This window comes from Ktedonosporobacter rubrisoli (assembly GCF_004208415.1).
Taxonomy (GTDB): domain Bacteria; phylum Chloroflexota; class Ktedonobacteria; order Ktedonobacterales; family Ktedonobacteraceae; genus Ktedonosporobacter; species Ktedonosporobacter rubrisoli.
Genome location: NZ_CP035758.1, coordinates 6,364,899 through 6,391,889 on the forward strand (window position 1 = coordinate 6,364,899; position 26,991 = coordinate 6,391,889).

The 26,991-nt window shown below is 53.6% G+C and carries 28 protein-coding genes; 14 read left to right on the top strand and 14 right to left on the bottom strand.

All coding sequences use genetic code 11. From position 1 onward, the window contains the following. The first annotated feature begins 358 nt into the window (after positions 1-358). Complete coding sequence (locus EPA93_RS27660) at positions 359-880, top strand: YceI family protein (protein ID WP_129890605.1); 522 nt, start codon at positions 359-361, stop codon at positions 878-880. Positions 881-972: 92 nt separating this feature from the next. Here the strand turns inward: EPA93_RS27660 and EPA93_RS27665 are convergent, their stop codons facing one another. From EPA93_RS27665 to EPA93_RS27680, 4 genes are all read right to left on the bottom strand, one after another. Then, entirely contained in the window at positions 973-1,749 is a 777-nt protein-coding gene (locus tag EPA93_RS27665) for a sulfotransferase family protein (RefSeq protein WP_207229223.1), read from the bottom strand. A 191-nt stretch (positions 1,750-1,940) separates the two neighbouring features. Then, complete coding sequence (locus EPA93_RS27670) at positions 1,941-2,702, bottom strand: sulfotransferase family protein (RefSeq protein WP_165423432.1); 762 nt, start codon at positions 2,700-2,702, stop codon at positions 1,941-1,943. 116 nt (positions 2,703-2,818) lie between these two features. Further along, entirely contained in the window at positions 2,819-3,508 is a 690-nt protein-coding gene (locus EPA93_RS27675; RefSeq protein ID WP_129890606.1) for a hypothetical protein, read from the bottom strand. Positions 3,509-3,809: 301 nt separating this feature from the next. Then, positions 3,810-4,709 carry a hypothetical protein gene (locus tag EPA93_RS27680; RefSeq protein ID WP_129890607.1) on the bottom strand — a complete coding sequence of 300 codons (900 nt, stop codon included), beginning with the start codon at positions 4,707-4,709 and terminating at the stop codon, positions 3,810-3,812. 503 nt (positions 4,710-5,212) lie between these two features. Between EPA93_RS27680 and EPA93_RS27685 the strand changes: the two genes are divergently transcribed. After that, complete coding sequence (locus tag EPA93_RS27685; RefSeq protein WP_129890608.1) at positions 5,213-5,464, top strand: hypothetical protein; 252 nt, start codon at positions 5,213-5,215, stop codon at positions 5,462-5,464. Positions 5,465-5,695: 231 nt separating this feature from the next. Here EPA93_RS27685 and EPA93_RS27690 read toward each other — a convergent pair whose 3' ends face one another. Continuing rightward, positions 5,696-6,763: an FTR1 family iron permease gene (locus EPA93_RS27690; RefSeq protein WP_207229224.1), complete on the bottom strand. Its 1,068-nt coding sequence runs from the start codon at positions 6,761-6,763 to the stop codon at positions 5,696-5,698. A gap of 637 nt (positions 6,764-7,400) precedes the next feature. Between EPA93_RS27690 and EPA93_RS27695 the strand changes: the two genes are divergently transcribed. The 4 genes from EPA93_RS27695 to EPA93_RS27710 all read left to right on the top strand — a co-directional run bounded on the left by EPA93_RS27695 (position 7,401) and on the right by EPA93_RS27710 (position 10,663). Further along, complete coding sequence (locus EPA93_RS27695) at positions 7,401-8,015, top strand: PadR family transcriptional regulator (protein WP_129890609.1); 615 nt, start codon at positions 7,401-7,403, stop codon at positions 8,013-8,015. Between the two features lie 318 nt (positions 8,016-8,333). Then, the gene (locus EPA93_RS27700) at positions 8,334-9,227 is read left to right on the top strand and encodes a peptidylprolyl isomerase (protein WP_129890610.1); all 894 of its coding nucleotides are present in this window, start codon (positions 8,334-8,336) and stop codon (positions 9,225-9,227) included. Between the two features lie 80 nt (positions 9,228-9,307). Next, entirely contained in the window at positions 9,308-9,820 is a 513-nt protein-coding gene (locus tag EPA93_RS27705) for a peptidylprolyl isomerase (protein ID WP_129890611.1), read from the top strand. A 330-nt stretch (positions 9,821-10,150) separates the two neighbouring features. Further along, positions 10,151-10,663, top strand: a complete 513-nt coding sequence (locus EPA93_RS27710; RefSeq protein ID WP_129890613.1) for a hypothetical protein — start codon at positions 10,151-10,153, stop codon at positions 10,661-10,663. 109 nt (positions 10,664-10,772) lie between these two features. On the opposite strand, the gene EPA93_RS27715 is transcribed toward EPA93_RS27710, so the two are convergent. Next, entirely contained in the window at positions 10,773-11,207 is a 435-nt protein-coding gene (locus EPA93_RS27715; protein ID WP_165423433.1) for a MarR family winged helix-turn-helix transcriptional regulator, read from the bottom strand. Positions 11,208-11,384: 177 nt separating this feature from the next. On the opposite strand from EPA93_RS27715, the gene EPA93_RS27720 reads away from it, so the two are divergent. Further along, the gene (locus EPA93_RS27720) at positions 11,385-12,209 is read left to right on the top strand and encodes an MBL fold metallo-hydrolase (protein ID WP_129890617.1); all 825 of its coding nucleotides are present in this window, start codon (positions 11,385-11,387) and stop codon (positions 12,207-12,209) included. A 226-nt stretch (positions 12,210-12,435) separates the two neighbouring features. Further along, positions 12,436-12,846 (top strand): DUF2000 domain-containing protein, encoded by a 411-nt coding sequence (locus EPA93_RS27725; protein ID WP_129890618.1) that lies wholly within the window; start codon positions 12,436-12,438, stop codon positions 12,844-12,846. A 113-nt stretch (positions 12,847-12,959) separates the two neighbouring features. On the opposite strand, the gene EPA93_RS27730 is transcribed toward EPA93_RS27725, so the two are convergent. Together EPA93_RS27730 and EPA93_RS50490 are read right to left on the bottom strand one after the other, a co-directional pair. Beyond that, complete coding sequence (locus EPA93_RS27730) at positions 12,960-13,226, bottom strand: hypothetical protein (RefSeq protein WP_129890620.1); 267 nt, start codon at positions 13,224-13,226, stop codon at positions 12,960-12,962. A 125-nt stretch (positions 13,227-13,351) separates the two neighbouring features. Continuing rightward, positions 13,352-13,480 carry a hypothetical protein gene (locus tag EPA93_RS50490; protein WP_277988673.1) on the bottom strand — a complete coding sequence of 43 codons (129 nt, stop codon included), beginning with the start codon at positions 13,478-13,480 and terminating at the stop codon, positions 13,352-13,354. A 156-nt stretch (positions 13,481-13,636) separates the two neighbouring features. On the opposite strand from EPA93_RS50490, the gene EPA93_RS27735 reads away from it, so the two are divergent. After that, complete coding sequence (locus tag EPA93_RS27735; RefSeq protein WP_129890621.1) at positions 13,637-14,290, top strand: GyrI-like domain-containing protein; 654 nt, start codon at positions 13,637-13,639, stop codon at positions 14,288-14,290. Between the two features lie 144 nt (positions 14,291-14,434). On the opposite strand, the gene EPA93_RS27740 is transcribed toward EPA93_RS27735, so the two are convergent. Together EPA93_RS27740 and tgt are read right to left on the bottom strand one after the other, a co-directional pair. Next, entirely contained in the window at positions 14,435-15,265 is an 831-nt protein-coding gene (locus EPA93_RS27740) for a class I SAM-dependent methyltransferase (RefSeq protein ID WP_129890622.1), read from the bottom strand. Beyond that, positions 15,252-16,403: a tRNA guanosine(34) transglycosylase Tgt gene (gene tgt, locus EPA93_RS27745; RefSeq protein ID WP_129890624.1), complete on the bottom strand. Its 1,152-nt coding sequence runs from the start codon at positions 16,401-16,403 to the stop codon at positions 15,252-15,254. The genes EPA93_RS27740 and tgt overlap by 14 nt, the downstream gene beginning before the upstream one ends. A gap of 411 nt (positions 16,404-16,814) precedes the next feature. Here tgt and EPA93_RS27750 point away from each other — a divergent pair, with 411 nt between their 5' ends. Both EPA93_RS27750 and EPA93_RS27755 read left to right on the top strand, forming a co-directional pair. Further along, positions 16,815-17,468, top strand: a complete 654-nt coding sequence (locus tag EPA93_RS27750; protein ID WP_129890625.1) for a TMEM175 family protein — start codon at positions 16,815-16,817, stop codon at positions 17,466-17,468. Between the two features lie 108 nt (positions 17,469-17,576). Continuing rightward, complete coding sequence (locus EPA93_RS27755) at positions 17,577-18,452, top strand: alpha/beta fold hydrolase (RefSeq protein ID WP_129890627.1); 876 nt, start codon at positions 17,577-17,579, stop codon at positions 18,450-18,452. Positions 18,453-18,631: 179 nt separating this feature from the next. Here EPA93_RS27755 and EPA93_RS27760 read toward each other — a convergent pair whose 3' ends face one another. Beyond that, positions 18,632-19,603: a quinone oxidoreductase family protein gene (locus EPA93_RS27760; RefSeq protein WP_165423435.1), complete on the bottom strand. Its 972-nt coding sequence runs from the start codon at positions 19,601-19,603 to the stop codon at positions 18,632-18,634. Between the two features lie 233 nt (positions 19,604-19,836). Here EPA93_RS27760 and EPA93_RS27765 point away from each other — a divergent pair, with 233 nt between their 5' ends. After that, the gene (locus tag EPA93_RS27765) at positions 19,837-20,421 is read left to right on the top strand and encodes a TetR/AcrR family transcriptional regulator (RefSeq protein ID WP_129890631.1); all 585 of its coding nucleotides are present in this window, start codon (positions 19,837-19,839) and stop codon (positions 20,419-20,421) included. A gap of 181 nt (positions 20,422-20,602) precedes the next feature. On the opposite strand, the gene EPA93_RS27770 is transcribed toward EPA93_RS27765, so the two are convergent. Further along, positions 20,603-23,479, bottom strand: a complete 2,877-nt coding sequence (locus EPA93_RS27770) for an ABC transporter substrate-binding protein (protein ID WP_165423436.1) — start codon at positions 23,477-23,479, stop codon at positions 20,603-20,605. Between the two features lie 621 nt (positions 23,480-24,100). On the opposite strand from EPA93_RS27770, the gene EPA93_RS27775 reads away from it, so the two are divergent. Continuing rightward, positions 24,101-24,592 (top strand): hypothetical protein, encoded by a 492-nt coding sequence (locus tag EPA93_RS27775; RefSeq protein ID WP_129890634.1) that lies wholly within the window; start codon positions 24,101-24,103, stop codon positions 24,590-24,592. Positions 24,593-24,787: 195 nt separating this feature from the next. Here the strand turns inward: EPA93_RS27775 and EPA93_RS27780 are convergent, their stop codons facing one another. After that, positions 24,788-25,465 carry an HAD family hydrolase gene (locus EPA93_RS27780; RefSeq protein WP_129890636.1) on the bottom strand — a complete coding sequence of 226 codons (678 nt, stop codon included), beginning with the start codon at positions 25,463-25,465 and terminating at the stop codon, positions 24,788-24,790. Between the two features lie 417 nt (positions 25,466-25,882). Here EPA93_RS27780 and EPA93_RS27785 point away from each other — a divergent pair, with 417 nt between their 5' ends. Further along, a complete protein-coding gene (locus EPA93_RS27785) occupies positions 25,883-26,530 on the top strand; it encodes a DNA topoisomerase subunit B (protein ID WP_129890638.1) in 648 nt (215 codons plus the stop codon). On the opposite strand, the gene EPA93_RS27790 is transcribed toward EPA93_RS27785, so the two are convergent. Beyond that, positions 26,514-26,990 (bottom strand): transposase, encoded by a 477-nt coding sequence (locus EPA93_RS27790; RefSeq protein ID WP_242527156.1) that lies wholly within the window; start codon positions 26,988-26,990, stop codon positions 26,514-26,516. The two genes, EPA93_RS27785 and EPA93_RS27790, sit on opposite strands and share 17 nt — an antisense overlap. Position 26,991 lies beyond the last annotated feature (1 nt).

Consider the following 26,991-nt stretch of genomic DNA (forward strand, 5'->3'; position numbering starts at 1 on the left):
GAGACTTCACCAGGCACGGGGAGAAATTTCGTGCGATTACAGCTTTTTTTGCCTTTTCAGCGCCCAGAGGCAGCAGCATCCTCTGGATGGTCTCGTGTGCCGCTCTGTGACTGGCTCCTCGCCCCGCCTTTCGGGGCACGAGCAGCCTCGCTTCGGCCTATATTCTACCCAGGCGACCTCTACACCTATTTTCCATTATGCCCTAAGGGCAGACTGAAAGTGCTGCCAGCCGGCCGTCTCCCCATTGTCTCTATTGGCGCGTCCACAAGACAGACCTGCGTACACAGTATCGTCAGGAACACATTCTATATTTATGCCAGCCGATCTGAAAAAGAGAAGCTAGAGAGGAGACTCTTGCATGGCCTGGGAAATCGATCCATCCCATACATTAGTCGAGTTTGCTGTTGTTCATCTCATGATTAATACGGTTAAGGGACGCTTTACCGATATAAGCGGCACCATCCATCTCGATGCGCAGCAACCCGAAACCTCCTGGGTGAAGGCACAGGTAAAGGCGGCCAGCATTCAGACAGGCGTGGCCCAACGAGATGCCCATTTACGCTCCGCCGACTTCTTTGACGTTTCCAAATTTCCGCTCATTGCCTTCGAGAGCACTCGCATAACCAACGTGGAGAAAAATCACTGCACCCTGCACGGAAATCTTTCGCTGCATGGCGTCACACGGCCAATAGAGTTTCAGGCCGAATACACAGGCCACAACCGCGACCCTTTCTCCGGCGGCTGGCGCGCCGGCCTGTATGCCACCACAGTCATCGATCGTCGCGATTTTGCCATGAGCTTTGAGCAGACCCACATGGGCATCGCTACGGTTGGCTACAAGGTGCGCATCGAGATCAATGCCGAAGCCATCTTGCTCTAACGCGCTCCCATGAACAGAGAAACGGCGGCAAGGATTGTCTAGTATATCCTTGCCGCCGTTTACGGACCGCAGCAGATTAGCTTTGGCCAGCGCTAGCCACGCTTGGGGAGCTTTTGCCGTCCCACCTGTCGCATAAGGAGCAGCAGGGCCGCCAGCAGGCCGGCCAGCACTACGCCGCTTACCAACAAATTCTGACGCAGCCTCTGCTGTCTTCTGGCCATAAAATCTTCGCGATCGTTGATATGAGGAAAGGGCGTCGAGGGCACTGGCACGCCAAGAAAGGCGCACAGCGGCTCCCAGCCCTCCTTGACGTTATAGATTAGCAGCCGCTCCGCCGGCACGGAGCGCTTTACCTCTTCGATATGCCGCTCAAAGACGGCGATCGCATGAGCTTTATCGGGAAACTCTCCGCCGAAGGTTCCATTCCAGATAACTGCCTTTATCATCCTTACAAACCTTCTCATGTTCGGCATCATGAGCCCCATTATATTCTGCACGAGTCCTCTACGCTCGGCTGATTGGTAAATGGTGCTCATGGCGCTTTCATACCATTTCTCGGGATCGCGCACCGTCAAGAGAACTTTAGCCTCTGGATAGACCTCCATCAACTCCTTATAGAATGTACAGCCGGGCCAATCTACGGTAGCTTGATATTCTTTTAACAATGCGCGCCAATTCACAGGTTCTCCCTGCGCGGCAGCATACCAGATATCCGCATGCTCTCGATGCTTAAATACCTCAACCATGTGATAACAAGGATTAAAGCCCAACTCCTCCAGGGCCGTTTTCAGGGATAACGTCCCCGTGCGCCCAAAGCCGGCTCCGATGATCTTCACTCCTTGTTTTACGGTTTCTGCTGAATGAGCCACATACAACTCCTTTGCATTTGAAAACCTTAAACTCTCTTAGGATGTATACTCATTATACTTACACATGTAAATATATCATCAATACGCTATTGACGCCTATCTTTTGCCTTTCTCGGGCACGCAGAGCAGAGGTAATAAGGAGAGCGCATAAGGCAGGAGGCAGGGTGGGCGCGACGAAAGTGGGGAACCTGCTAAGTGCGGCGCTTCAACAGCCCTAGCAAAGCAACAAGCGCAACAAGGCCGGCCATCCCGAGCCCAAGCCACTGCAAGCGGCTCTTCCAACGTCTGGCCCGATTAGCAATAAAGTTTTCGCGATCGTTGACATGGGGAAAGGGCGTCGAGGGCACCGGCACGCCAAGAAAGGCGCACAGCGGCTCCCAGCCTTCCTTGACGTTATAGATCAGCAGCCGCTCCGCCGGCACAGAGCGCTTCACCTCTTCATTATGTTCTGCGAAGATCTCCAGCGCCAGCTCTTTGTCAAGGAAATTCCCGCCGAAGGTCCCATTCCAGATCAGGGCATCGATCATGCGAATGGTGCGCCGCATACGCACAAAAAAGAGGCGGGCTGCAAACAGCGAGAAGGACATAAAAGGCGAGCGCGTGGTGGTCGTCACCTGGTAGATAGTCTGGTACGCGCTCTCGTACCATTTCTCGGGATCGCGCACCGTCAAGAGAACTTTGGCCTCCGGATAGGCCTGCATAAGCTCCTTATAAAAGGTACAGCCGGGCCAATCCACGCAGGCCCGATACGTGCCAAAGATGGCATTCCAGGCAACGTCGCGGCCAGCAATCGCCTCATTCCAGAGCTTAACATGCTCAGGGTGTTGAAAAACCTCGCGCATATGGTAGCAAGGACCAAAGCCCAGCAATTCAAGGGCCACCTTCAGCGAGTAGGTGCCGGTCCGGCCAAAGCCGGCGCCGATGACCTTCAGTCCACCATGTACTTCTTCCATAGATGGGTCAGCTTTCTGTGTTTTTTCTTGCGGATTCCCCTGGCTCCCTTTCCCCAGCTAAGCTTGAGAAGGCCAAAGCGCCTCAAGGCTGCGCGCGCGGGCAGGCCCATCTTGAGTTACGCGGGATAGAGCGTGCTGCGTAACGCTTCAAGAGTCGTTACCAGCCGATAGGCCACCTGCTCCTGTTTATCATAGACCGTCGCCCATTCCTGCCAGAATATCAGCAGCGTCATACAGACCCAATGTAAATCCACCTCATTTTCGCAGGGCACCAGCAGAGCTGCCTCCTCATAGGCCTCTTCACCTCCACCAAGCGCATAGATGCTCACTTCCAGGCATGATCCTTGCCAGCTTCCCTGACGCTGCAATACTTTGCGCACCTGCGCCGCCGAGAAACATTCTCCCGAGAAGCCCTTCCCCAGTCCAATAAGCACACAAAACCTTTGTGGCTGTGGAGGCATTGTATATATCTGCTGTGTATAAGGAATGCCCCATTCGCTCAATTGCTGAGTAAGTGTGGCAAGCTGTAACTTTAACTCCTGATCGCTGAGCACTTTCTGGGCCGGTCCGGGCACGCGATTGAGCTGATAAACGACGGTTTGTTCATGTTGAGAGCTCAGGTAATCCAAAAAATAACCCGAGAGGCGTAGATGAGGAAGCAGCTCCGCAGTTGCCTGGAGAGCCTGTAGCAAGCTCTCACGATACCTGGCCTGGACCTGGATGCTGGCTGCCCAGAACTCGACAATATCAGAAGAGACAAAACCCATAAGTTTCAGGCTATGGGGGAGTAGGCGTATATCTAACATCGTTAATTCCAGACTATTCCTTACTTTTCAGACAGAGAAAGAAGGATAGATCGGCTCTGCCTGTAGCTTGACGAAATTTTGGGATTCTGAACATTCCACGTTTCACGCGGGCAATTTTTTTCAGATCCGCTCCCTCCGCTTCAGGCCAGGTAGGGTGCGCATTTCCTCAACTTCCCTATATCATCAATATTGTAGCATGAAGTAGCAGGCCTTAGATCACTATCCTGATCTCAAATGGGAGCCAGAACCACATACGGCTCTATCTGCACGGCAGCGATGACCGGGGGAGCAGTTCCGCCGTTTATATCCCAGCCTTGGCAGTCAGGCGGGCAAAGGTGCCCTCTATCCAGCGCCGCTCCACCTCTAGCATGACTTGGCGATGGCGATGAATCAGCCTCGTTAGCGCATCGCGCTCGGTATGCTGATCCTCTTCCAGGAGCGTGAGCAAGCGCTCCAGCGTCTCTCTGCGCCTCGTCAGAGCTTGCTTCGCCCTCTCCGGCGGCAGCATGGGCAAAAAATAGAGTACAAAATCAACACGGCTTAAGCCCACACCGCGCACGCTAAGAACATTGTATGCAATGGCAAGAATATCATGTTGCGCTCTCTCGGCCAGGAGCGCAGGAGCTAACTTACCAGCATCCGGCCGGCTCTCACTTCTCGGCGCCTTGATAAGCCGGGCATAGAAATCCTCTTCCTGTACAATACACGCAATAAACTTATCTGTCCAGTCTATCTCTGCATCCAGCAGGGTACAGAGATGATCATAGACAAGCTGATGTTCCTCGTTATCTGGAAAGCGCCGCATCGAGAGGCTAGCCACGCGCGTATAGGCTCGCCCAAGCTGCCCGCGCCGCGTCTCCAACAAGGAAAGGCTCTCTTCCTGAGAGAAATAGCGCAGGAGTAGAAGGCTACTATCGAGGCTCCCCGCATACGGCGTATAGATGCTCAAGCCATCCTCAACCAGGCGCCCAAATTGCTGCCGTCCCGGCTCTGTTACTTGATACACACCTTGCGAAAGCGAGGAAGCATCGCGCCAGAGGTAGCCGGCCTGAGTGAGCCGCTCAAGCTGAAAAAAGACAGCCTGGGGCTCAAGGAGATCATAAAAGAAGCGCTGCTGCTTCTCTACTATCTTATGGATAACATGCCCTGGTAAAGGATGAGCAACCAGCAGGCCTAGAAAGAAGAGATCCTGGTAGAGCATGCTTGTTTGCCTCCTAACTGCCTTTTCTCGTTTGCCAACCATTAATACCTATTCATCTGTCAGCAAGCCAGCTCTCTCGACGCCAAATGCTTATCAGGTGCCTGACCTACTATAGGCCCTCTACCTGAATGCCAGCTAAACAAAAGATATCTGGCCTGACAACGACCTGAGAGCAACGCTTTGCTATACATAGAACGGCCTGCGCTTCCCTTCTGTGACAGGCAGCTCGCGCGCATAGTACCTCTATGTGTCGCCCTTGTTGGCAGCTAGAGCATAAATTTCAGCTTATATAGACGAAACATCCAACAAATTTGAGGCGCGGAAAAGGACGTATACCTCAACAAAGTAGTATCATAGCTTAAAGCATCTTTCTGCATATCTTGCTCATATTACCATTTCCTTTGAGATGAGAGGCTGGAAATTGTAAAGCTCAAGCAGCTTGTAACACATGCAGAACAAAAGGGGACAGTACCAAAACATATAGAAGGGATCAATAGACAAACATGTGGCAACCTCCGGAGCAAAAGCCAACATTCTATCAGTTAAGGCTCGCACATGGAGTCTCGTTATTAAAGCTTGCTCAGGCCAGCAACCGGCATCCTTTCGTGATCTGGGACATACTCCTTGGCCGCGAGGTCGAGCTTGCCGACGCCATACAAGTGCTGGGTGCCTTCAACGAGCTCTGTGGAACTCACTACACACTGGAACAAATCAAGCTACCTTACAAGCAGACGAATGATCCCGCTTCCAGCTGAAGCAATTCCACGCAGGAGGTCCCGCCCCTTGCAGGCAAGGACCTTACTCTTGCCCACAAGTTTCTCTAACCGTACAACGTTGTGCCGCAGCGTGGGAATCCTACATAAAGAACGTGCCTGAGAGCGGGGGAACACTCTCAGGCACGCCAGCATCTAGAGGGAACTATCGATCTTCTTTTTTTAGTGAGACTTGAGTATCAAAAGCAGGGATACAGGCCAGCCTGCTACGCCTCAGTTTCCTTCCTGGGCGGGCGCGCTTACGGTAGCACTCATCGGCGTGAGCAGTTCAGCGCCGGGTACGCTCTCAGGACGCTGCGCCGGTCTAGCTCCACGCATGCGAGGTCGCCAGACCCGGATATACTCGGCCAGGAAGTAAGAACCGACGACGAAGAGCGCGGCAAATGCTTGAGCCGCGAGCGACTCTACGGTCGGGAAAACTGCAAACCATATACCCATCCAATCGGGGATCGGGATAGGCAAAGTCGTTGTTGAAATCCAGTGGGCAAGTTGGAGCTCTTGCGCGCTCTCACCAACCATAACTACCAACACGATGCCCAGCAGCACGCCGGTGAGCACCAGCATCTTCTTATACGGCAACTTCTGATGTGCAAAGAACGTCAAGACAGCGACTATGGCCGTAAAGAATAGACCGACCGCGACACCTTGCAGCACGGTCGCCGATCCTACCTGCAGGCGCAGATTTTGCAAGAAGAGCACGACTTCAAAGCCTTCACGATACATCGCGCTAAAGCCAAGCAGGGCCAGCCCCAGGGTGGTACTCGAATGATCTTCATTTTTTGCGCTGGCCATCAAGCTGCGCTTGCGCTTGTTGTGCATCGAGATCCAGCCCGTCCAGTAGATTTTGTGGAAGAACCAGTTCATGATGACCAGAAGCACAACGATGGCTAACAAGCCGGTGGCGGCCTGGATATCCAGGGCGGGCGCGCTTACTGCACTAATCACGGCTATGGCGATAAACCAGGTAATAACTGTGGCAATCAGGCCTAGCCCGGCTCCAGCCGCGATGGGGCGCCGGTAGGACTGATTGGTCCCCATCATGCTAGCCGTAATGGCCGCGATAACCAGAATGGCCTCTAGCCCCTCACGAAATACGAGTAAACCTGTGTTTACGATGACTGCATTGTGATCAAGATGAGGTATCGAGGGATCAGGATTCCCCCCAGAGGTAATTCCCTGCCAGACCAGAGCTCCAACAACGATAAGACCCGCTAGCCCGAGAAAAACGCCTATTCCAATACGCACGGGCTTGGCAACTGTTGGTAAGAAAGTCTTGCTCAACGTATCAAAACCTTTCCGATAGAGACTTGAGGAAGATAACAAGCAGCCTTCTCACTCAATGGTTCCATCCAAGATGAAAAGCAAATATACGATACTTCCCCTACTATGATTACTCCTGGATACCATGCTCGGGCCGACGTCCCGTTTCTCTTTTTCGTCTAAGCCAGAGCCTATATCCTAGTCTGCTACTCAGATATTAGCATGGCCTAAAGGCGACTGTCAAGATATACATCTATCAATTCTTATGTCTTGACTCAGATATCCTGATCCTGGCCGAAGCGTGGGCGGCTCGCGGGCCGGAAATTCTGGCAAGGGGAGTAGTACTACAGTCATGTTAGCCTGGCATAAAGCTCTTCTACACTACTCACCATATTGGATTATAAAGAAGATTTGCCAATTGTGCCACCCGTAAATGCGGCCATTTCGCCAGAGAATTGTTAAGTGACTTGCTGCGCTCGCCGCACAGCCCTCGCACTGTGCGCCTCCTTTCCAATACTATCAGGTGGGGCAAAAACAGAGCTGGCAATCCCTGTAATAAAGCATCCAAGACTTGAGCTACTAACTGAGCGGCGCTATAATTGGGAGCGTATGTTATAATACATGTATTCAATTTGCTTCATATCTAGAGAAAGAGAATATGCGCGAACAACTTGACGATCTCGCTCTGGCAATCGAAGATCGCATAGACACTTCCTCGCGTAATACGTTACGCTACATCATCCTGGGCTTGCTCTGGGCGCATCCCATGAGCGGCTATGACATCAAGCAAGCCTTTGATCGCGCGCTGGCCAGCTACTGGAACGCGGGCAACAGTCAGATCTACACGACCCTCAAACGGTTGAGCCAGGAGAAGCTCGTCGAGTCAGAAGTCATTGTCCAGACCACACGCCCCAACCGTAAGGTCTATCGTCTCACCGACGCCGGTCAGCTTGAGCTCGACCGCTGGCTCCAGGAAGATGTTCCGGCCCGCTTTACCAAAGACGAGTTCCTTACCAAGCTCTTCTTTTGTGGAGAAACTTCCGATGAGATAGCCCTCAGACATTTACGCGAGCATCATGAGAGCCTGCACAGCCAGCTTACCCATATGGAATGGGTTCGCCAGCAATATGCCACACGCCCTACACGGCGTCCGCGCTTGCTCGAATATCAAATGCTGGTACGCGAGTATAAAGAAGCCTTGCTCAAGACCGGACTGGAGGTCACCGAGCGCTTCATTACACGAATAGAGGATCGAGCCAATTCGCCCGATTAAATAGGAGCTTACGAAGCCACCTTGCTCTACTCATTACTGATATGGGGTAATTCGCTTGTTCGCGTCACCCCACTGCAAACCTTTTTTCTTTGGTGTAGGGAAAAGGGGAAGGGATATTGCCACCATCCTGCTCCCTTCATGGGATGCGCGCCATTGTTTTGCTATTGAGAGGCAGGGCTACAAGCTGCCTTCGGCAAAAACTTGAAGGACCCCTGGCATGGCAGGGTCTTGACCGTGCTAAAAGAGAAGGTTATCATAGCGGAAAGTATTGAAGGCTTCATTCGGGGTTATATAAAAAAGGAGTATCGTTAAGCACTCATGCCTAAAACGTCCAAACGCGCCGAGACCAGGCGCGCAGCCAAAATCGCCAGGGCGCACTCCACCGAACTGCCAAAGCTGGAGGCCAAGGAAGCTCCTCCCAGACGTTCCGGCGGCAACAAACCGCCAGCTCGTGGCATCGCGCGTTATCCCTGGGCAACAGTCATCGTCGTCGCACTCATCATCCTTGGGGTATATGGCCTTTACGCAACTCATACCTGGCCTTTCACGCAACCCAAGCCCCCGGCCAAAGCAGCCAATAAACCAGTCGCAGCCTCGCCGTGCCTTGACAAAAATATGCTCAAACAAATCACCGACACCTCGGCTGCTCCCGACGCCGATGCCTTCAAAAAGATTGAGCACACCTATAAACAGGCGCCAGAAATGAGCATCAATTCCCAGAAACTCTATTGCGCCGGCATCAATACTAATCGCGGACTTATCGTCGTAGAGCTCGATCCCAAACTGGCCCCTCAGACCGTCAATAACTTTGTCTTCCTGGCCCAGCACCATTTCTATGATGGCATCGTCTTCCATCGCGTGATCCAGAGTGGCAACGGTCTTCACATCATCCAGACCGGCGATCCACAGGGCAGCAATCCTAAGGAGCGCGGCAAAGGTGGCCCCGGCTACAAGTTTAACGATGAGCCTGTGAAGGGCGATTACACGGCGGGCACTCTCGCCATGGCCAATTCGGGACCCAATACCAACGGTAGCCAGTTCTTCATCAACGTCACTGATAATACCTCCTTGCCAAAACAATATAATCTCTTTGGCCATGTTGTGCAGGGGTTGGATGTTGTGAAGAAGATTCAGGGTCCTGGAGACGATCCAGCAACTCAGAATACTACCCCTGATGTCATGAACCACGTTGTCGTGGTTCAGGCACCTTAAGTTACACCGAAAATATAGTGGTAGCTCCACGTGGAGCTACCAGCGCGTGATTCATTCACGCCTATTATCAGGAGGTTTTTTTGGCTAAGAAGTATAACCAGCCACCAGCAATGCAGATCGATCCTAACAAAAAGTATAAGGCGATCCTGCACACAAGCAAAGGTGACATTACTGTAGAGTTATTCGCCGATAAGGCGCCAATTACCGTCAACAATTTCGTCTTCCTGGCCCGCGAAAAATTTTATGACAACACGACGTTCCATCGTGTGATTAAAGGCTTTATGGCCCAGGGCGGCGATCCAACCGGTACAGGCACAGGCAGCCCCGGCTATCGCTTCAATGACGAGCCCGGCGCGCTGGCCCTTAAGCATGACAAGGCCGGTGTGGTGGCGATGGCCAATGCTGGCCCCAATACCAATGGTAGCCAGTTCTTCATCACTCACGGGGCACATCCCCATCTCAACGGCGGCTATGCGGTCTTTGGCCAGGTCGTCGAGGGGCTTGACAATGTGCTTGCGATCCGCGTACGCGATCCCCAGGCCGATCCCAAGCCCGGCGATACTCTCAAATCGGTAGAGATTATCGAAGGCTAGACTTTAGGAGACGAGTCGCGCCCACCTCCATCGGTGGAGATCCGGTGCGGCTCGTTTCTCCTCTCGCTTTGCCTCATAGTCAGCCCTTTTGTCTCGACAAAGCAGCAAAATCGCTTAGCAATCTTGCGCCAATGCGCGTTTGCGCTCTTCCCAGGCCAGAATATCCGCTCCCTCTTGCCCTTTTGAAACGTGTTATGTATAGAGAAGGCCAGGGAGCACGGAACATTTGCTCTCTTGTAGAGTATGCGCACCTCCCCCAAAGGTTTGCATGGTCCCTCTTCCTGCTTCTCTTTACTATTGACCCGGCCTGAAACGTTGAAGGAGCTCAGTATGGATAGGCTTGAAACTGCCAGGACACTGGTGACGGCCCTGCAGTCTAATGATATGGAGACGGCAGCCCGGCTATTAGCCGATAGCTTTAAGATAGATGGTCTGACGCCAACCCCACTCGATCGGGGTCAGTTTCTGGCTGTGCAGAGCGAGCTGCTCGATGCTCTGCCCGATTTTTCCTACAATTTCGCTAACGAGCGCGCGGAACAGGACGCGATTACTGGCACGATCAGGATTAGCGGCACCAATCAGAAAGATCTTTCCTTGCCGCTCTACGACCTTGAAAGCATACCGGCAACCGGCCTGGCAATCTCGCTGCCAGAGGTGCCCATCAAGTTCTCTTTCCAGGGTGAAAGGGTGACGGCGCTGACGATCGAGGCGGTGCCAGGCGGCGGCCTGGGTGGCCTTCTGCAACAGATTGGGGCCGAACTACCAGTGCAGCCGCGCGAAAGTACGTTCTCCGATCCCGCTTATATAGAGCTGCAGAAACATATTCCGCCATCCGACAAATAAGCGAGCCGGCGGCGCTGCATAAGCGCAGAAATGATCAAGGCGGCGAAGTCTCTTGCAGGTTGAGCTAAACCTGGCAAGACGATTTTCGCTCCCCTGCTTGCGGCCTGGCTTATAGCCGTTCCGGCAGTCTGCGCAGCTCTTGCAACATTTGCTTCAAGGCGGCGAAGCGCTCCTCGCCTAGCTGTGCAGCCCACTCTTGCTCCAGGAGCACAAGCTTGCGCCGCGCGACGGCCACCACGCGCTCACCACGTTCGGTAAGCTGAATGATCCGGGCCCGGCGATTGTGCGGGTCCACACCACGCGTGAGGTAACCCAGCTGTTCAAGGCTGTGTAGCAGCTGATTCATGGCTTGCTTACTCATGCCGTGACGCTCGGCCAGCGCTCCGGGACTTAAGCCCTCCGGCCCGGGATACAGGAACACGATTACGTGCGCCTGCTGCAGATCTGTAAAGCCTTCTTGCGGCAATTCGCTAAGGATGGTTTTCATCACGCGCTGCCAGCCATAGCGCAAAAGGGCTCCAATCATCGGCTCCACTTTCTCCATGCCCATACCTCTTGACAAAATGGTAAATTTTGTTTACTATTCTCTCGGACAGTAAATTTTATTTACCATAGTATAGCAGAATCGGGGGCACTTGAATACCTGCCTTGCGGGATCGCTAAGGGTCTTATTGCCCTCGATCTGCTCAAGATACAAGCGCGAGTTAGAAGGACATATCACATGGAACACTGGATTTGCCTCACCTGTGGAACCCAATATGCCGCCAGCGAACAGCCGCCAGCGCACTGCCCATCCTGCGAGGATGAGCGCGGCCCCTTCACGTATCGAGGGCCGGCCTGGACAACGCTTGAACAGATGCGTCAGGCTGGTTACCACAACACTATTCAGGAGCACGAGCCAGGCCTGTTAGGGATCGGCATTGAGCCGGCCTTTGGGATTACGCAGCGGGCCTTGCTGGTGCGCACGCCGCAGGGCAACGTGCTCTGGGATTGCATCTCTTACCTTGATGACGAGACACGAGAAGCCGTGAAACGTCTGGGTGGTATTCAAGCCATCGCCATCTCTCACCCACACTACTATGCCAGCATGGTCGAGTGGGCGCACAACTTTAATGCTCCTATCTATCTGCACGAAGCCGATCGAGAATGGGTCATGCGGCCCGACAAGTCTATCAAATTCTGGTCAGGTGAGACACTCGTGCTTATGCCAGGTATTGAGCTGATCAGGCTTGGCGGCCATTTTCCCGGCGGCAGCGTTCTTCACTGGAAACATGCAGCAGACGGGAAAGGTGTTCTGCTCGCCGGAGATATCATCTCCGTCGTGCCCAATCGGCCCAAAGTCTCGTTTATGTACAGCTATACAACCGGATTGCCCTTGCCCGCCTCGGAGGTTCGCCGCATCCGAGACACCATTGGAGCTTACGAGTTCGAGCGCATCTACTCTGCCTGGTCCAGGCGCGAGATCCTTAACGATGCTTCGCGTGTCGTGCACAGCTCGGCCGAGCGCTACCTGAGCATCCTTGAGCACTTTCCCGGCACAGACTAACAATTGCCCTGGTCCGCGCAGCTCACCATAAAGCAACATGGTCGGGCCTCGTTTTTGCGCAGCGCCTGGAGCCGCAGGCCTGCTGATGCAGAGGATAGGCTAAGCTCCTTGCGCCCTTTGCGCAAATTCTTTGGGGGATGACTCATATCAGGGCAATATTATGTAAGACAGCCAGCGCTTCTCCGCCTTACAATAAACTTTACATCAATCTTTGCGGAGGAGCGCTGTGAAATTTGATACTAAAATTGCCGTCGTCCTGCGCGACGACCTTATGCCCTGGCAGGCCTTAAATGTAACTGCCTTTACGGTCAGCGGAATTGCCGGAACCGTCGAAGGCCTCGTCGGCGAGCCCTATGAAGACGGCTCAGGCAATACCTATCTTCCCATGTTCAGGCAGCCGGTAATGATTTTTCAGGCCAGCGCCGCACAAATGAAAACCGTCTATGCCCGCGCACGCAGCCGGGAGGTCAGTTTCTCGCTTTTCACCGAAGAGCTCTTCGCCACCGGCAACGATCTTGACAACCGGGCCGCAGTCAAGGCCTATACGCAAGAGGATCTAAGGATTGTGGGCATGGCTATGTGGGCCGAGAAGAAAAGCGTGGATAAGGTGCTCAGCGGCCTGCCCTTGCATCCTTGATAGACCTGCACACATCTCATAGACAGAGCGCAGGCTGGAGAAAGATGGCAGGCTGCAAGAGCCCGCTTCCTCTCCAGCTTGCCTATCTGGCTTGCTAATACCCCCTGGCTAACTTAATAAGTGTAAGCAAAAACGTGCTCGGTTTCCGAGTAGTCAAGCACAAAGATTTTTCCCAGGTGGCCGCTCTCCAGGACATGCGCAGTATTTTGCAGCATCTGCGGGAGCGCCGCCCGCAACCGTTGCAAGGTCTGAGCAAATGTGCCAACCGGCAACTGTACATGTTGGGCGTGCAAGACATCTTCATTGGCCTCGACGCGCGCCCTTGCATGCTTTTTCTCCAGCTTAAGTAAGCAATTTTCCAGCGTATCTTCTAGTTCCATAGTGGCTTATCCTCAATGGGCAAACTATTGTGTCTCATAGGTAGAGCGAATAACTTTGCTCTCTACACGAAACACTGGCCTATCTGGACGCGCCCCAAAGCTCAAACGTTAAGTTTGGATGAGAATCAAGGCTTGCCGGCGATGATATGGTAAACATGCAAGTGCTTTGCAGCGCCATTCGCCGTTGTGCCATCCTGATCTTCCTCCGCAAATTGGATAAAACCAACTTGCCGCCGCGTGATTGAAATCGTCAAGAGTTCTGCTTGCAGTTCCCTCCTGCTTGACTCTCCCCTTACTGGAGGGGCTAAGATTGTGGCATCCCGCAAAGGATGCACCCTTTTTGGAGTGTCTTCAGCACTCACGACACGCGAGAAAAAGCCAGCAGATATATGAGACAGGAGAGGCAAGTTATGGACGAGTTCATATTAACTTTAGCCCAAAGCACAGGCCAGAAGGTCGACTTTAAGAAACAGTTGAGACATCTTTACAATCCTTCGGCGAACGAAGTGATGGTGGTAGATATCCCTGCCATCAAGTTTCTTATGGTTGATGGAATGGGCAACCCCAATACCGCGCAAGCATATCAGGAGGCGGTCGAAGCATTGTACGCGACGGCCTATGCCCTGAAATTCCTGTTCAAGAAGGAGCAAGAGTTCGATTACGTGGTCATGCCTCTGGAGGGGTTATGGTGGGTCCCCGATATGCGAGAGTTCAGCATTGAGCACAAAGAGGTCTGGCAGTGGACGATGATGATCGCGCAGCCACAAGAGGTAACTGAGGCTTTGTTTGAGCAAGTGCGCGCGCAGGTGCAGCGCAAGAAGCCATCCCCGGCCCTGGCGAAGCTGCGCCTGGAACAGTTCCGCGAGGGTGTTGCCGCCCAGATCATGCATCATGGCCCGTTTGCGACGGAGGGTCCGACCATAGCCCGCCTGCATGCCTTCTTACAAGAACAGGGGTATACTCCTGGCGGGAAACACCATGAGATCTATCTCAGCGATCCGCGCCGAGCCGCCCCGGAGAAAATGCGCACGGTGATTCGGCAACCGATGGTCCCCATCGTGTGACCTGCGTTCCTACTCTCAGGACGCGTGATCTTTGAGCTGGATGTACAGCGCTCAGGCCTTACTCCATCTTTGCCAGGAGCCCTGGCCGCCTGGAAAGCCCAATGTGCGCCTCAAGCTTAGTAAGAAGCTAGCTGCTAGAAGGACTCATTGCTCCTTACTGACGACAAAGACCAGCTCGCTGGCAAACTCGTAGCGCCGCCAGCTCCAGGGCTCGGCGGCCAACAATTCCCGAAAGTGCCGCTCATAGTTGCTGAGCATACCCTTGCTATGGCCGCCCAGGCTGTGCAAGGGAAAAGAGACGACAAGATGCCTGGCCCTTACCGCGCGTAAAAGCTGATAGCCTGCCTGCTTATCCACCTGTTCCAGGCAGGGAATAATCTTGAGCAGAAAGGCCACATCTACCTCCTGCTGCGGCGTGGATTGCAAGATATCCCCGGCCCAGGCCTGGCCCGGCACGCCCATAAGCTGCATAGCATCGTGCAGAAAAGCCATCATCCGCACATAGATATCGCAGGCATAATAGCGCGCTCCCGGCGCCAGCGGTAGCCAGGGAATGGCCAGCGGATTGAGACCACAGGCCAGATCGAGCACGCTATGGACGGGGGCCAGTTCGGCCAGCAGGGTCGTATAGAATGTATCAAGGATGGGCAGACGCTCGCGCGTCGAGGTATGGTTGCTCATAATCTGCTGGCAGGCCTGACGCAGCTCCTCAACCTTGCCAGTCTCGGCCGCCTGCGCCAGAGCACTCAGCCAGCCCGTATAGGGCTCGTGGCCGCCAGTAACCAGGTATGCCCCGGCAACCTGGTGCAGCTTGTTGCGCGTGGACTTGACCGCCTCCTTAAACTTGCGGCGCTTGTAGAGCTCCTGTGCGCCAATCCGTCTGATCAGGTCGGCGCAGACATCGCGATATTTAACGCTCGCCTGCACATCCTGCACCAGCCTGTCGAGCTCAGTTCCTTCATCAGCCACGCGCATAATAGCCTTCGCGCAAGCGCTGCGTGAGCATAGTCATAAAGCGCAAATTATGAATAGTGGCAAGGCGGAAAAAGAGGCTATCATTGACCTTGAAAAGATGGCGCAGATAAGCGCGCGTATAGCGTGTACAGCTCAGGCAATCGCAAAGGTTAGAGATCGGCGCGCTATCCTTAATATACTTGTCATCGTTGATATAGACATAGCTGAACCATTTGCCCTTGCCCTCGATCTCGCTGGCCTGGCGATTAAAAACGTAGAGCCGAGCATGGCGCGCGTCTCGCGTGGGCATGGCGCTATCGAACATGCCATAGCCCAGCCGCGTACACTCAACAACGTTGTCGGGGTGCCCGACGCCAAGGGCGTGCATGGGAAATTGTGCGGGGATCAGCTCACGCGTATAGCCGATAATATCCGTGAGCAGCTTGCCTTGCGCATCAAGAGGCCAGCCACCATAGCCATAGCCATCAAAGCCGATCTCCAATAAAGCCTCGGCACAGCGTTTGCGCAGCTCGTGGGAGCCGCCGCCCTGGATCACACCAAAGAGGTGCGGACGCTTCTCAGGCGCCAGGCGCTTCTGTTCAACCAGGCGCACAAACTCGCTCTTGCAGCGCTTGGCCCAGGCAATCGTGCGCAAGACTGCCTCCTCCTGCGTCGCAAAGGGCGCGTCAACGTGCGTGCAGTAGTCAAGGCACATCACCACATCAGTATCATAGCTCATTTGCAGCTGCACGGCCTTCTCGGGCGTGAGATGGAATTTGCGCTCGGCGCCTTCTGGCTTAAAACTAATACCATCGGCATCTAGCGAGCCAAAGCGGGCATTCTGCTGAATCAGCGAGTAGGCCTGAAAGCCGCCCGAATCCGTCACGATTGGATGTGGCCAGGAGCTCATAGTGTGCAGGCCGCCCAGAGCTTGAACCGTTGAGGAGCCGGGATGCTGCATGAGATGGAACGTATTCATTACCACGGCCTGTACGGCGTGCCGCTCAAGGTCGCTACTATCGATTGAGCGCACCACCCCTAGAGTAGCATCGGGCATATAGACTGGCAACTGCAACTGCCCATGTGGGAGTTGCAAGCTACCATACTGCTGTTGCGTTGCTGTAGCTTCGTGCGGCGTTTTAGAGAGAGCCTGGTCCATAGATCATCCTTCGCCGGTTCGCCACCGGTTTTCCCCTTATTTAGAACATATATATCCGCGTCGCGCTCGCCCGCACCCGGATGCATGGTCGAGTAATCTTCGCAGCCTTGGACATTCTGCCTGGCTTTGCCACTCGGCAAGATCGGAGCTCGGGCGCATTTTGCCATTATACATCAGATCGCAGATTGTGCCTATTTCCTCCTTACGGCAGCCGGACTTTCCCCTTCTCCTCGCGCCGTCAGCGACGGACAAGCAGAGCTGGCAAGCCCTATCACTGCCACGAACAAACATTTTGTCAAGGTCTATTACTATGTTATAATCTCAAAAATATCTAACTTCTCAACAAGAGATATTTGCCATCTTTCGTTTTTCAGCTTCATAAGCTCTATTATTCCAAATCGGAGTATTTACATGCAAGTAGAAAAATCTTCTGTGACGAGTCCCGAGAAGCCACACGACTCCTCTAAAGAGCGTCTCATCATGCTTAGCGATGGCGTCTTTGCCATTGCCATCACCCTGCTGGTTATCGACATTCACCTGCCTGAAAAGCTTAGTGCCGGCGCAGTGCAAGATGCTTTTATCAAGCTTTTCCCCCAGTTCCTCGGCTATGTCATTAGCTTTGTCATTATCGCCACTTACTGGGTAATCCACCGGCGTCTCATGGACCGCGTAAAGATCGCTGATCGCAATATTACATTCCTTAACCTGACTTTGCTCTTTTTTATCGCCCTGCTGCCCGTCTCGACCAAATTTATCGGGCCTTATTATGGCATCCCCATTATCACAGCTTTCTATGCGCTCAATCTGGCGGCCTGTGGCTTTGTCTCCGTAGCCACCTCGCTCTATCTCAAGCAACGCCGAGAGATTGCCGTAGACGATCTGAATATAGCCGACGTTGATCGCGGCCTGCGCAGCGCGCTGCTGGCCTCAGTGGTCTTTGTGCTCTCGCTGCTGCTTATGCTGCTGCCCAACGGCGCGCGGTGGGTGCTTCCCTCCTGGTGTATATTATTCTTTACGGACCCTATTGCTCGCCTGGTTCAGCGTTTGCAGTCACGCAAGGCCTGATCTTCCTTGCCAACACTTTAGCTATCTTTGCACAATAGGATGCTACACTATCATCATCAGGTTTGCATAATGTAAGCTCCCATAGTTTTTGCTAAAGGATGTGCAGCGATGTTAGAAACTTTCGTTCCTATGCGGCTCACGACCAGCGGAGCCACGATTCATCTTGTCAAAGCTGGAACCGGCTATCCGCTGCTGATGCTGCATGGCTATCCTCAGACGCACGTAATGTGGCATAAGATCGCGCCACGCCTGGCCGAAGAGTTTACGGTGATCCTGGCCGATCTGCGCGGCTATGGCGACAGTTCCAAACCAGAGGATGGACTCGATCACTATAACTATTCCAAGCGCGCGATGGCTCAGGATATGGTAGAGGTGATGAGCCAGCTAGGCTACAAGGAATTCTTTGTTGTGGGCCACGACCGGGGCGCACGCGTGGCCCATCGCATGACCCTTGACCATGCCCAACGCGTCAAGAAACTTGCCGTGCTAGATATTGCGCCAACTTACAAAATGTTGATGAGTGCCGATAAAGAATTCGCCACAGTCTACTATCACTGGTTCTTTCTCATTCAGCCCGCCGACCATCCCGAGCGCCTGATTGGAGCTCAGCCTGAATATTATTTGCGCAGCCGCCTTGAGCGCTGGGGCGCCAATAGCATGGAGGTCTTCACGCCCGAAGCCATGGCCGAATATGTGCGCTGCTTTAGCGATCCGACCTGCATTCATGCTACCTGCGAAGATTATCGCGCGGCGGCTGGCATCGATTTGCTTCACGACGAGGCCGATATGCCGCATAAAGTGCAATGCCCGCTGCTGGCTCTGTGGGGTGAGAAAGGCTTTGTGGGACACAAATACGATGTGCTGGCGACCTGGCGCGAGCGCGCTACAGATGTGCACGGCCACAGCATTTCCAGCGGGCATTTCCTGGCAGAAGAGGCGCCTGGCGAGACCTATAGCGCCTTGCGCGGCTTCCTGCGCGGTTAGGCAGCCGGCAGCAACAAAGATCCGCACCATAAGTGCATGCTTGCTCTTGAGCTGCCAGGTGCCAAAGGCAGTGAAGCGAAGCTCATTATGCAAGCGTCCTTCCGCCAGATCTCGGCCTTTTCAGGCTGAGGCATAATTTGCCTGGATCGGCTTTTAAAGCAAATCCAGGCTCCATTTGCTCAGGGGATGAGCAAGACTTTACCCACATGTTTGCGCGCTTCGATCAGCTCATGAGCCCGGGCTGCCTGTTCCAGGGGGAAACGCTGCTCAGTCACGGCCAGCAGGCGCCCGGCCGCAGCCTCGCGCAAAGCGGTCTGCATATCGGCAAGCAATTCCTGCTCTGTCCTGGCCATCGCCAGCCCCAGGGCGCCTATCGCCGTCACCCCGCGCATAGCTAGCTCTCCCAGCCCTATCGTAGCCTCGACCCCAGAAGAGGAGCCGTACACAGCTAAGCGACCGTGGCCATCCGCTACCAGCGCAAAAACCTGGCGTCCAAGCGTTCCTCCCACCGCATCTATAGCCACATCAACTCCCTTGCCCTCCGTCGCATTCAGTATCTGTTCCACCCAGCCTTCTTGCGAGTAATCAACAATTACATCAGCGCCAAGCCGCGAAACTACTGCAAGTTTTTCGGCTCCGCCGGCGGCCCCAATGACCATACCCGCGCCCGCAGCTTTCGCCAATTGGATGAGCTGCGAGCCCGTATTGCCAGAGGCAGCAGTAATTAAGACCGTCTCACCCGGCGCAACACGCGCTATCTTCAGGAGACTAATAGCCGTCCCTCCAGCCAGCAAGACGCCCAAGGCCTGCTCAACTGCCAGATTTTCGGGGAGCGGAAAAACGTTGCTCGCCTCGGCAAGCACACGTTCACTATAGCCGCCTCCTGACGCGGTACGCGCCACAACAGGCTTTCCTAATAGGGCGCTATCGCCACCTGCGCCAACCTCGATAACCCGACCCCCTACCTCCCAGCCGGGTACAAATGGCAGCGGAAAGGGATACTTTCCCGCTCGTACCGACGTATCTCCGAAAGAGACTCCCGCCGCCTCCACGGCAATAACTACCTGTCCCGCACCGGCTTGCGGCTCTGCTTGCTCGACAAGCTGCAACACTTCTGGCAGCCCGAACTGCCGAACCTGGATACTACGCATCAATAATCTCCTTTTAGCTTTCTCTGGCGTGCGTGGCCTGGAAATGTCATCTTCCCACGGCTTGAACTTCATGCCACACGCTTCATTCAGCCTTGCTAAGTTGACAGTTTCGCCCATTTGGGTCATACTGTCTCAAATGAATAAATTTGTCTCTTCCCAAGTGTAGCCAGGGAGGCTCCCAGGAACAAGTAGCAAGTCAGAAAATCTGTCTCGAACGAGACAAAAGGCAGAAAATGACTCCTCAATCAAACAATTTACGCGTGCGACGAACGCAGAAGCTGTTAAGGGAGGCGCTCATTGCGCTCATTGAGGAACGTGGTTTCGACACCCTCACTGTCGGCGAGATCGCCCAGAGGGCCATGGTAAGCCGGGCGGCTTTCTATCGCAATTATCAGGACAAATACGATCTGGTTGAGCGCATCTTCGAGGAAGCCCTTGATACTCTGCTCAATGCCCTTGGCAACTTTGGCCCGGAACGTCCTCCCCAGCAATGGATCAATCTCTTTGAGCATGTGGCAGAATATGAGCGCCTCTACCGGGCGCTGCTCGGTCGGCAAGGCAGCCCCTGGTTCGCCACGAAGATGCGTTCGTCTTTAAGTGAACTGGTCACGAGGCATGCCAGCATCCCGGAGAAACGGCCCATCGTAGAGCGCCGCGTGTTTGTTGATGGCTTTGTACCTATGTTGCTGGCCTCCCTATTTGTAGATGCGATCACCTGGTGGCTTGAGCAGGATAGGCCCTATACGCCGCGCGAGATGGCGATCTACTGTTCGCAGCTGGCCGCCTCAATCTATCAGGAAGCAGGCACGTGGGAGTAGCTCTTGTGCCTGCCGGGCCCAAGGCGCGTTTTGTGTCCCCTGGAAATAAGGAAATGGGGGCAACGCTGCAATTTTTTAAAGAAGCGAAAAAGGCAAGGAATTGTCGTTTAGGCAAAGCACAAAAAGATCCAGGAGGTCCCAGCAGTAGACTTCCTGGATCTCATGCAAGCGGGGCACAGGCTTAGCGGAACTTTCCAGATAATTGAAGTATCTGGATTACATCCTTGCCATCTGCATTGATCACGATCTGCAAGACAACCAGCGCCTTATCTACAGGATTGCCCTGATTGTCAAAATGGATCTGGCCGGTAATGCCTTGATAGGCCGGGATAGCTCCCTGTCCCAGCGAGGCCAGGGCGTTGCGTACCGACTCTCCCGTTAATGGTCCCTGAACATATTTGCAAGCCTCGGTAAACACGCGCACAGCGTCAAATGACAACAACGAATTAAATGTGGGATCGGGGGCTGGACTGCTCATCGTTGAGCTTTGATAAGTTGAAGCCCACTCAGAAAAAAACTGTGGCTGCTGGTCAGGCGGAACGCCCTCGAAATTCCACTCGTTATGATCGGCAAACGAGGTAAAGATCAGCCGCGCCATATCCTGGGGATAATTGCGTACAATAGCAGCATCCGCATCAGCACCATTGCCAATGCCCAGCGTGGAAGCCAGCGTATCGCCGCCAACAATGCGCAGGCGGGCCAGCACAGTGTTGGCAGGCTGGGCCCGCGCGGCTATTCCCACCGCGTGGGCGAGCCGCAGGGCATCAACATTATAACCGGCCAGATAGATAGCATCGACGTTATTTTCTATAGCTTCCTGTACCAGGCGGCCATAGCCCTCAACCGTCGTTTTAGTCTCATTAAATGTATCCTGGACAGATGCTACCCCCTGGGCTTTGATCGATTTGGTAAAAGCATCGGCCAGCGACTGACTATAGATATCATTGGGATCACGCAAGACAAGAATTTTCTTCGCCTGCAGGTTTTTCACTACAACCTGTCCCATCATATTACCCTGCTTGTCATCAGGCGGATTGACGCGGAAAAAATACTGACTGCTTCCGCTCAATTTCACGCTTGAGGCGCTTTGCGAAATCAGAGGAATGTGCACGCCGGCCAGAATATCGATGGCGTTGATTGATTGCGAGCTGTAGGGCCAGCCCATGACGCCAATAATATGGTCGATATTGCCAGCCCTGGTTACACGATTGGCTACAAACTGCGCAACTTTGGCGACGTTATCGTTACTGGTGCCCGAGCTTGCAATGAGCAAACGCAGCTTCAATCCGTTGGGCAGAAGGTTGCGCGAATTAATCTCATGTTGGGCCAGATATTCGCTCTGGAACTGGCCGCGATCCGACTCAAGATTAACGGGACTGTTATCCAACGCCTGGGCGATTACGATGGTTACATAGGGGGCGTTCTGTTGGAGGATGTGCAGATTCTCGTTATAAATCTGGGACTCGCCATCAGTTGGATCAGCGCTTACCACACGATTGTATAAATTGACGGCGCTGCTCACATCTCCATGCAGTAAAGCCTGGGCAGCTTCTTTCTTCAGCTCTACGTTCGTACGTCCTGTGTAAGCGTCGAAGACGATGCGCCCATCGCTGATACCGATGCCGTTCTGTTTGAAGGCCTGTAGCTCTGTCTGCCACTCTTGATTCAATGCCGCCTGGTTCTGCGCATTCTGCCTGGCAGTTGCTGTGGCCTGCATATCGGCCGGAGTGAGCTTGCTAGTTGACAGCCAGGGCAGGCCGTAGAGGAAAAATAGCGCTAAGAGGATAAGGAGCGTTCCCAGTCCACCTACAGTAGTCAGGCTGCGCACCATCGAGCGGCGGCTGCGCGCGCGTATCTGTTCCGGGCTGATGGGAGCTGCTTTTACGGGTATGGGACTGCTGGGAGGGCTGGTCAGGTCAGGGGGCGGATAAGAGGCTATCAAATCCTGAAGAGCGCGCAACATCTCGCTGGCATCGCTATAGCGCTGGGGCACCGAGAGCCGTAAGGCGCGCGCTAGAATCGTTTCCATCCCGGTGCTGATGACAGGATTGAGGCGGCGCGCCGGTGGATAGAAGAAAGCCACGCGTTCGCGCGGGTCAAATCCGGTGACTGCGTGGTGCATCGTACAGGCCAGAGCATAGAGATCTATCGAGGGCTGTATCTCACCATGCACCTGCTCTGGAGCGACGTAACCAGCCGCAGTCGCTTGCGGGGCCTGGGGTAAAAATAACGGCATATAGATCAGCGAGGCGCTGCTTCTATCCTGACTGATGATAATCGTATCAGGGCTGATTGCCCCATGAACAAGGGCCGGCTGCTGATGGGCAAGAATAACTAGCAGTTCACATAACTGCCGGCCATAGATAGCTACTTCCTGTTCGGGCAAGGCGCCACTCTGCTGGCGCAGCAATACCGATAGGCTCTCACCCTCGGGATACTGAAAGATAATATACTGGGACGTTTCCTCCTGAAACACATCGATGATGTGCGGGAAACCCGGATGGGATATTTCCATAAGGCGCGAGGCAAGCGTACGCACAGCCTGGGCCATATCCTGTGGTGGATTACCAGGAAATTCTACGCGACGTACCAATACTCGACGCCTGGTCATAGCTTGTGTATCCAAAGCGAGCCAGGCCTGGCCCTGGTCCTGCTGGTTTTTGGGTAAAGTGGCGTGCTCTAGAATGCGATAACGGTTATGTAAGGTATCGCCACGCATCAAAAGCTTGCCCTCAGCGCCGGTCACGCTCTTTTCGGCAGTCGATTGTAGGGACCAGGCCCCTGAGACATGAATATTTTGGGGCGCGAAACCTGGCATACTTAAGGATTTTGCTTCCCCCATGCTCAATGGATCGGTGCTCGGCATAAATTGTCTTATGCCCGAAAAGCCCGGAGGCCGAGTGTCAGGCATGGCTGACGGGTTGGTTATCGGTCCATTAGGCAGATTGGCAACTGGTATGCTACGCGGATTTGCTGGCATTTCTTCAAAGGTATATCCGCAACGAGGGCAGCGGCCTTGCACGAAATCTCCAGCGAAGGTACAACGTGGACACTTCATCAGGTATCCCCTTCCGCTCTCCTTTTCTTCCAGACAAAGGATAGACATTTATCAATACATTTTTGGCCAATCAACGCAAGCTTCTTAAAATAATGCACGACATGGACCAAAATGTCTATCTCTCTAGGAAATATAGGTAAAGCGTTTCTTGTTTATATATATTTATAGACATCATACATTAAGTACTTTTAGAGAGGTAATCATCATATATTTATCTTCAATATATACTCGTGAAAACGCTTTGGAAATGTGAGCTTGAGGGTTCCTGCGGCGGCCCCGGCGAGCAAAAAGCGTTAGGGTGAGAACAAACAGCGCCGCTGGGGGGAACGCTGCCAGGAAGCAAACTATCCCGGCAGACCAGAAAAGGGCAAACAAAGCGGCTTCCTTTTGCAACAAGAAAAGGCTCTTACGCAACTCTGCTGATCTGTAATATAGTATAATAAATGGTAAAACCATTTTTCGATCTTATTCTTTGTTTCGAGGGACAACACCCTACCTCTGATGATTGTTTTCAGGGATTGCCGGAATAGTCTGGAGAGAGAAGCATCAAGCGAACCCGGCGCGCAACTTGCAGTCATGAGGATAGGAGCAGTCAAGCTGAGAACGGACAGAAGGAGCTGTATGATGTCGTGCTGGGAGTATTGTGAAGTCGGCTGGACGCCCAAGCAGATTACGATCCATGTTTACAGCGGGCGTTCCGATGGAAGTTATGAGGGCGTCCTGGAGCCGAAAGAATGGGGCTCCTTGTTGGCTCAATTAGGTGCCGATAGCTGGGAACTGGTCGGGGTTGTCCCAACCAGGCCAGCCACTCATACCCTCTATTACTTCAAACGTCCTCTCGACCCGCCTCAAGTCATCGAAAGGGAAAAGCAGGAGAAGTTGAAGGCAGAGCAGGAGTGGCGCAAGCAGCTGGAAGAGTGGGAAAAGGCGCCGCCGGGAACGATCTTACGATTGCATCATGCTACCCTTATGAAGAGCACTCCTGTAGCAGTGGAGCCGACAAACGAACCCGTAGATGCAGAGGGCAGGGCAGGCGTGAAAGGACAGGAGAACCCGAATCAGATTTCTCTCTCTGACTCTTCTCTGGGGGCAGAGCACAAGCCGGAGCCATGAAACAGATGAGAAGCGAGCACAGCGTTCCTCGTCCCATTCATTGGTTCTACGCAACCGTGCTAATGGGAAGTGCAATCTGCTCAAGGATGAGACTATTTCCTCCTGTTTGCTGATCCTTCACAGAAAAAACGACGAACCGACAGAATCAGATGGACAGGACGCCCGACTGATGGAAGATTACGCAACCGCAAAGCGCTAGAGACCCTGCACAAGCGGCGATGAGTCATAATTGGCAAGCAGATCGGCAGGCCCATCATAGATGGCCAGGGCGCCGCGCAAGCCCTCATCGCTCCAACCGCCGCAGCGAAAGGCCAGCGTCTTCACCCCGGCTCGCGTCGCCGCCTCAATATCATAGGCTGTATCGCCGATCATCACAACCTGCTCAGGAGTACAGCCCGAGCGCTTGAGCGCGGCCTGCATAATATCGGGATTGGGCTTGGATTCTGGCGCATCCTTAGCCGATGTTTCCTGGGTAAAGAAATCAGAGGCCTGGGGACTGATCAGGCGCAGCAAGCCATTCAATTCATCGGGCTCGGCCGAGGTCGCAACCACCAATTTGAGTCCCTGCTCGTGCATGCGCTTGAGCAGCTCAAATGTTTGTGGGAAGGCGTGCAAGCGCGGTAGATACTCATGCATAAAGAGCTCTTTGTGCCGTTTGCTGATCTTTTCACCCTTCGGGCTATCCTTCTGCACGCCAATGGTCTCGGGCAAGACTTTATCCCCACCCATACCGATTAAGGGGCGCAAGCGCGCAAAGGGCACATGCTCCCCGTTTTCTTCTAAAGCCTGCACCCAGGCATGGGCATGGGCATCATTGCTATCGATTAATGTACCATCTACATCAAGAATAACGCCATGTAGCTGTCTGGCCATCCGTAGTTCCACCTTTCAAATCCTGCTAGGCTAAAAGCATAGCCGTTGCAGCTTTTTGCTCTACTCCTAACACGTTCATAGGCCAGAAGGCGATACTGCCGAGTTTTCTGCACGAGGAGAATAACGTACAAGTTTACATTCTATAAATTTTTAGGCCCTTTGTGGTATCTGGCTGACTCATCTGTAAATGCGTAGCCTTGTTACAGAAGCAATGCATGAAGAAGAGATAGCCTATCAAAGGCTACTCCAGAGAAACCTCTGGCACAGTTATATGGGTTCTGGGAAACTTTCGGTGTGCCTGCTAGCGAGCAATAAGAAAGAAGAATGTCGGGAAGAAGCATCAGAAGCTCAATTGTGATATACTGTAGTATACACCATATCAGAGGGCCACGGAGCCCGCAGAGAAAGGATGCTTGCATGGTACATTCAGCGGATTCTGAACAACCTGGGGATAGCGCTGCTGGCATTCAAATTCTCCTGGCCCACGAAGCTGTACGCAAGCGTCCGACTATGTATCTTGGCTCAACCAATCTCCAAGCCCTTTCCAGACTCCTCCAACTCGCAGTAAAGGGGGTACTTTGGCACTACCGTTTCCTTGGAGAGACCCCAGAGCAGATTACGGTACAAATTGCGTCTGACAGCAGTGCTACAGTGACCAGTTCCAAAGCAGCAGCTGCGTCCGTTTTTCTGGAACAAAGTGCTCGTCTGCTGAGAGAAGAATGCTCTCGTCTATGGATTACACAATTACGGCCATTTCTCCACCTGCAGGGTGTCAACGCCATGTCTGAACTTTGCGTAGTCAATGCGCTGTCTGACCACCTTGAGGTGGGCATACGCGGGTTAGAGAACCGTTGGTGTTCTTTCCAGTTTGAGCAAGGAGTGTTCTTGCATGAGGAAGAACTGCCTTCTCTTCTAGACCAGGAGCGGAATATCCAGTTGCGTTTCTGCCCGGATTTTACCATCCTCGACCCAGCAACATTTGATTACGAGCAGATCCAGGAGGCGATGCATTCCCTCTCGAAAGACTTTCCTTCTGTTCCTCTTACGGTCATTGATGCCCGTTAAAGAAGCGGGTTGCCTTTGGCTGGATGCAGCAACACGCGGCGTGTAAGTGAAAGCGATCGACCACCTGTTTTGCCTGGGGAGCACCCTCAGCGGCGGCCTGACGAAAGAGTTTGCCGCGATCCCGTGAAACCAGGTCAATTTCAGGATGCTTGCGCAACCACGCTTTGCTCGTTTCCACTGAACGGTCCGCCAATAACTGCACAACTCGCTGTTTTTCAAGTTCAACCAGGATGGTTCCGGACGTCTGGCCTTTCTTCCACGCCCACTCGTCTATCCCGACCTTCGCTACTTCGCCTTCACTGGGCAAGGCAAGCTGCAAAACGCGACGAGTGATGGTTTTGGCTGTTGTGGGCATGCCAAGGGACATCGAAGCGCTGAAGCTTCCCGTTCCTCGTGTTCGGCCTGGTATAGTATACTCGGAGAAGCATTCCGCTCTCAAGGAGGGAGAGATGTCACTCACT

Excerpts from the sequence above, each read along its gene's own strand:
- EPA93_RS27660 (WP_129890605.1), top strand. The coding sequence starts at position 359 with ATGGCCTGGGAAATCGATCCATCCCATACATTAGTCGAGTTTGCTGTT.
- EPA93_RS27670 (WP_165423432.1), bottom strand. The coding sequence starts at position 2,702 with ATGGAAGAAGTACATGGTGGACTGAAGGTCATCGGCGCCGGCTTTGGC.
- EPA93_RS27675 (WP_129890606.1), bottom strand. The coding sequence starts at position 3,508 with ATGTTAGATATACGCCTACTCCCCCATAGCCTGAAACTTATGGGTTTT.
- EPA93_RS27680 (WP_129890607.1), bottom strand. The coding sequence starts at position 4,709 with ATGCTCTACCAGGATCTCTTCTTTCTAGGCCTGCTGGTTGCTCATCCT.
- EPA93_RS27685 (WP_129890608.1), top strand. The coding sequence starts at position 5,213 with ATGTGGCAACCTCCGGAGCAAAAGCCAACATTCTATCAGTTAAGGCTC.
- EPA93_RS27695 (WP_129890609.1), top strand. The coding sequence starts at position 7,401 with ATGCGCGAACAACTTGACGATCTCGCTCTGGCAATCGAAGATCGCATA.
- EPA93_RS27700 (WP_129890610.1), top strand. The coding sequence starts at position 8,334 with ATGCCTAAAACGTCCAAACGCGCCGAGACCAGGCGCGCAGCCAAAATC.
- EPA93_RS27710 (WP_129890613.1), top strand. The coding sequence starts at position 10,151 with ATGGATAGGCTTGAAACTGCCAGGACACTGGTGACGGCCCTGCAGTCT.
- EPA93_RS27715 (WP_165423433.1), bottom strand. The coding sequence starts at position 11,207 with ATGGAGAAAGTGGAGCCGATGATTGGAGCCCTTTTGCGCTATGGCTGG.
- EPA93_RS27720 (WP_129890617.1), top strand. The coding sequence starts at position 11,385 with ATGGAACACTGGATTTGCCTCACCTGTGGAACCCAATATGCCGCCAGC.
- EPA93_RS27730 (WP_129890620.1), bottom strand. The coding sequence starts at position 13,226 with ATGGAACTAGAAGATACGCTGGAAAATTGCTTACTTAAGCTGGAGAAA.
- EPA93_RS27735 (WP_129890621.1), top strand. The coding sequence starts at position 13,637 with ATGGACGAGTTCATATTAACTTTAGCCCAAAGCACAGGCCAGAAGGTC.
- EPA93_RS27740 (WP_129890622.1), bottom strand. The coding sequence starts at position 15,265 with ATGCGCGTGGCTGATGAAGGAACTGAGCTCGACAGGCTGGTGCAGGAT.
- tgt (WP_129890624.1), bottom strand. The coding sequence starts at position 16,403 with ATGGACCAGGCTCTCTCTAAAACGCCGCACGAAGCTACAGCAACGCAA.
- EPA93_RS27750 (WP_129890625.1), top strand. The coding sequence starts at position 16,815 with ATGCAAGTAGAAAAATCTTCTGTGACGAGTCCCGAGAAGCCACACGAC.
- EPA93_RS27755 (WP_129890627.1), top strand. The coding sequence starts at position 17,577 with ATGTTAGAAACTTTCGTTCCTATGCGGCTCACGACCAGCGGAGCCACG.
- EPA93_RS27760 (WP_165423435.1), bottom strand. The coding sequence starts at position 19,603 with ATGCGTAGTATCCAGGTTCGGCAGTTCGGGCTGCCAGAAGTGTTGCAG.
- EPA93_RS27765 (WP_129890631.1), top strand. The coding sequence starts at position 19,837 with ATGACTCCTCAATCAAACAATTTACGCGTGCGACGAACGCAGAAGCTG.
- EPA93_RS27770 (WP_165423436.1), bottom strand. The coding sequence starts at position 23,479 with ATGAAGTGTCCACGTTGTACCTTCGCTGGAGATTTCGTGCAAGGCCGC.
- EPA93_RS27775 (WP_129890634.1), top strand. The coding sequence starts at position 24,101 with ATGATGTCGTGCTGGGAGTATTGTGAAGTCGGCTGGACGCCCAAGCAG.
- EPA93_RS27780 (WP_129890636.1), bottom strand. The coding sequence starts at position 25,465 with ATGGCCAGACAGCTACATGGCGTTATTCTTGATGTAGATGGTACATTA.
- EPA93_RS27785 (WP_129890638.1), top strand. The coding sequence starts at position 25,883 with ATGGTACATTCAGCGGATTCTGAACAACCTGGGGATAGCGCTGCTGGC.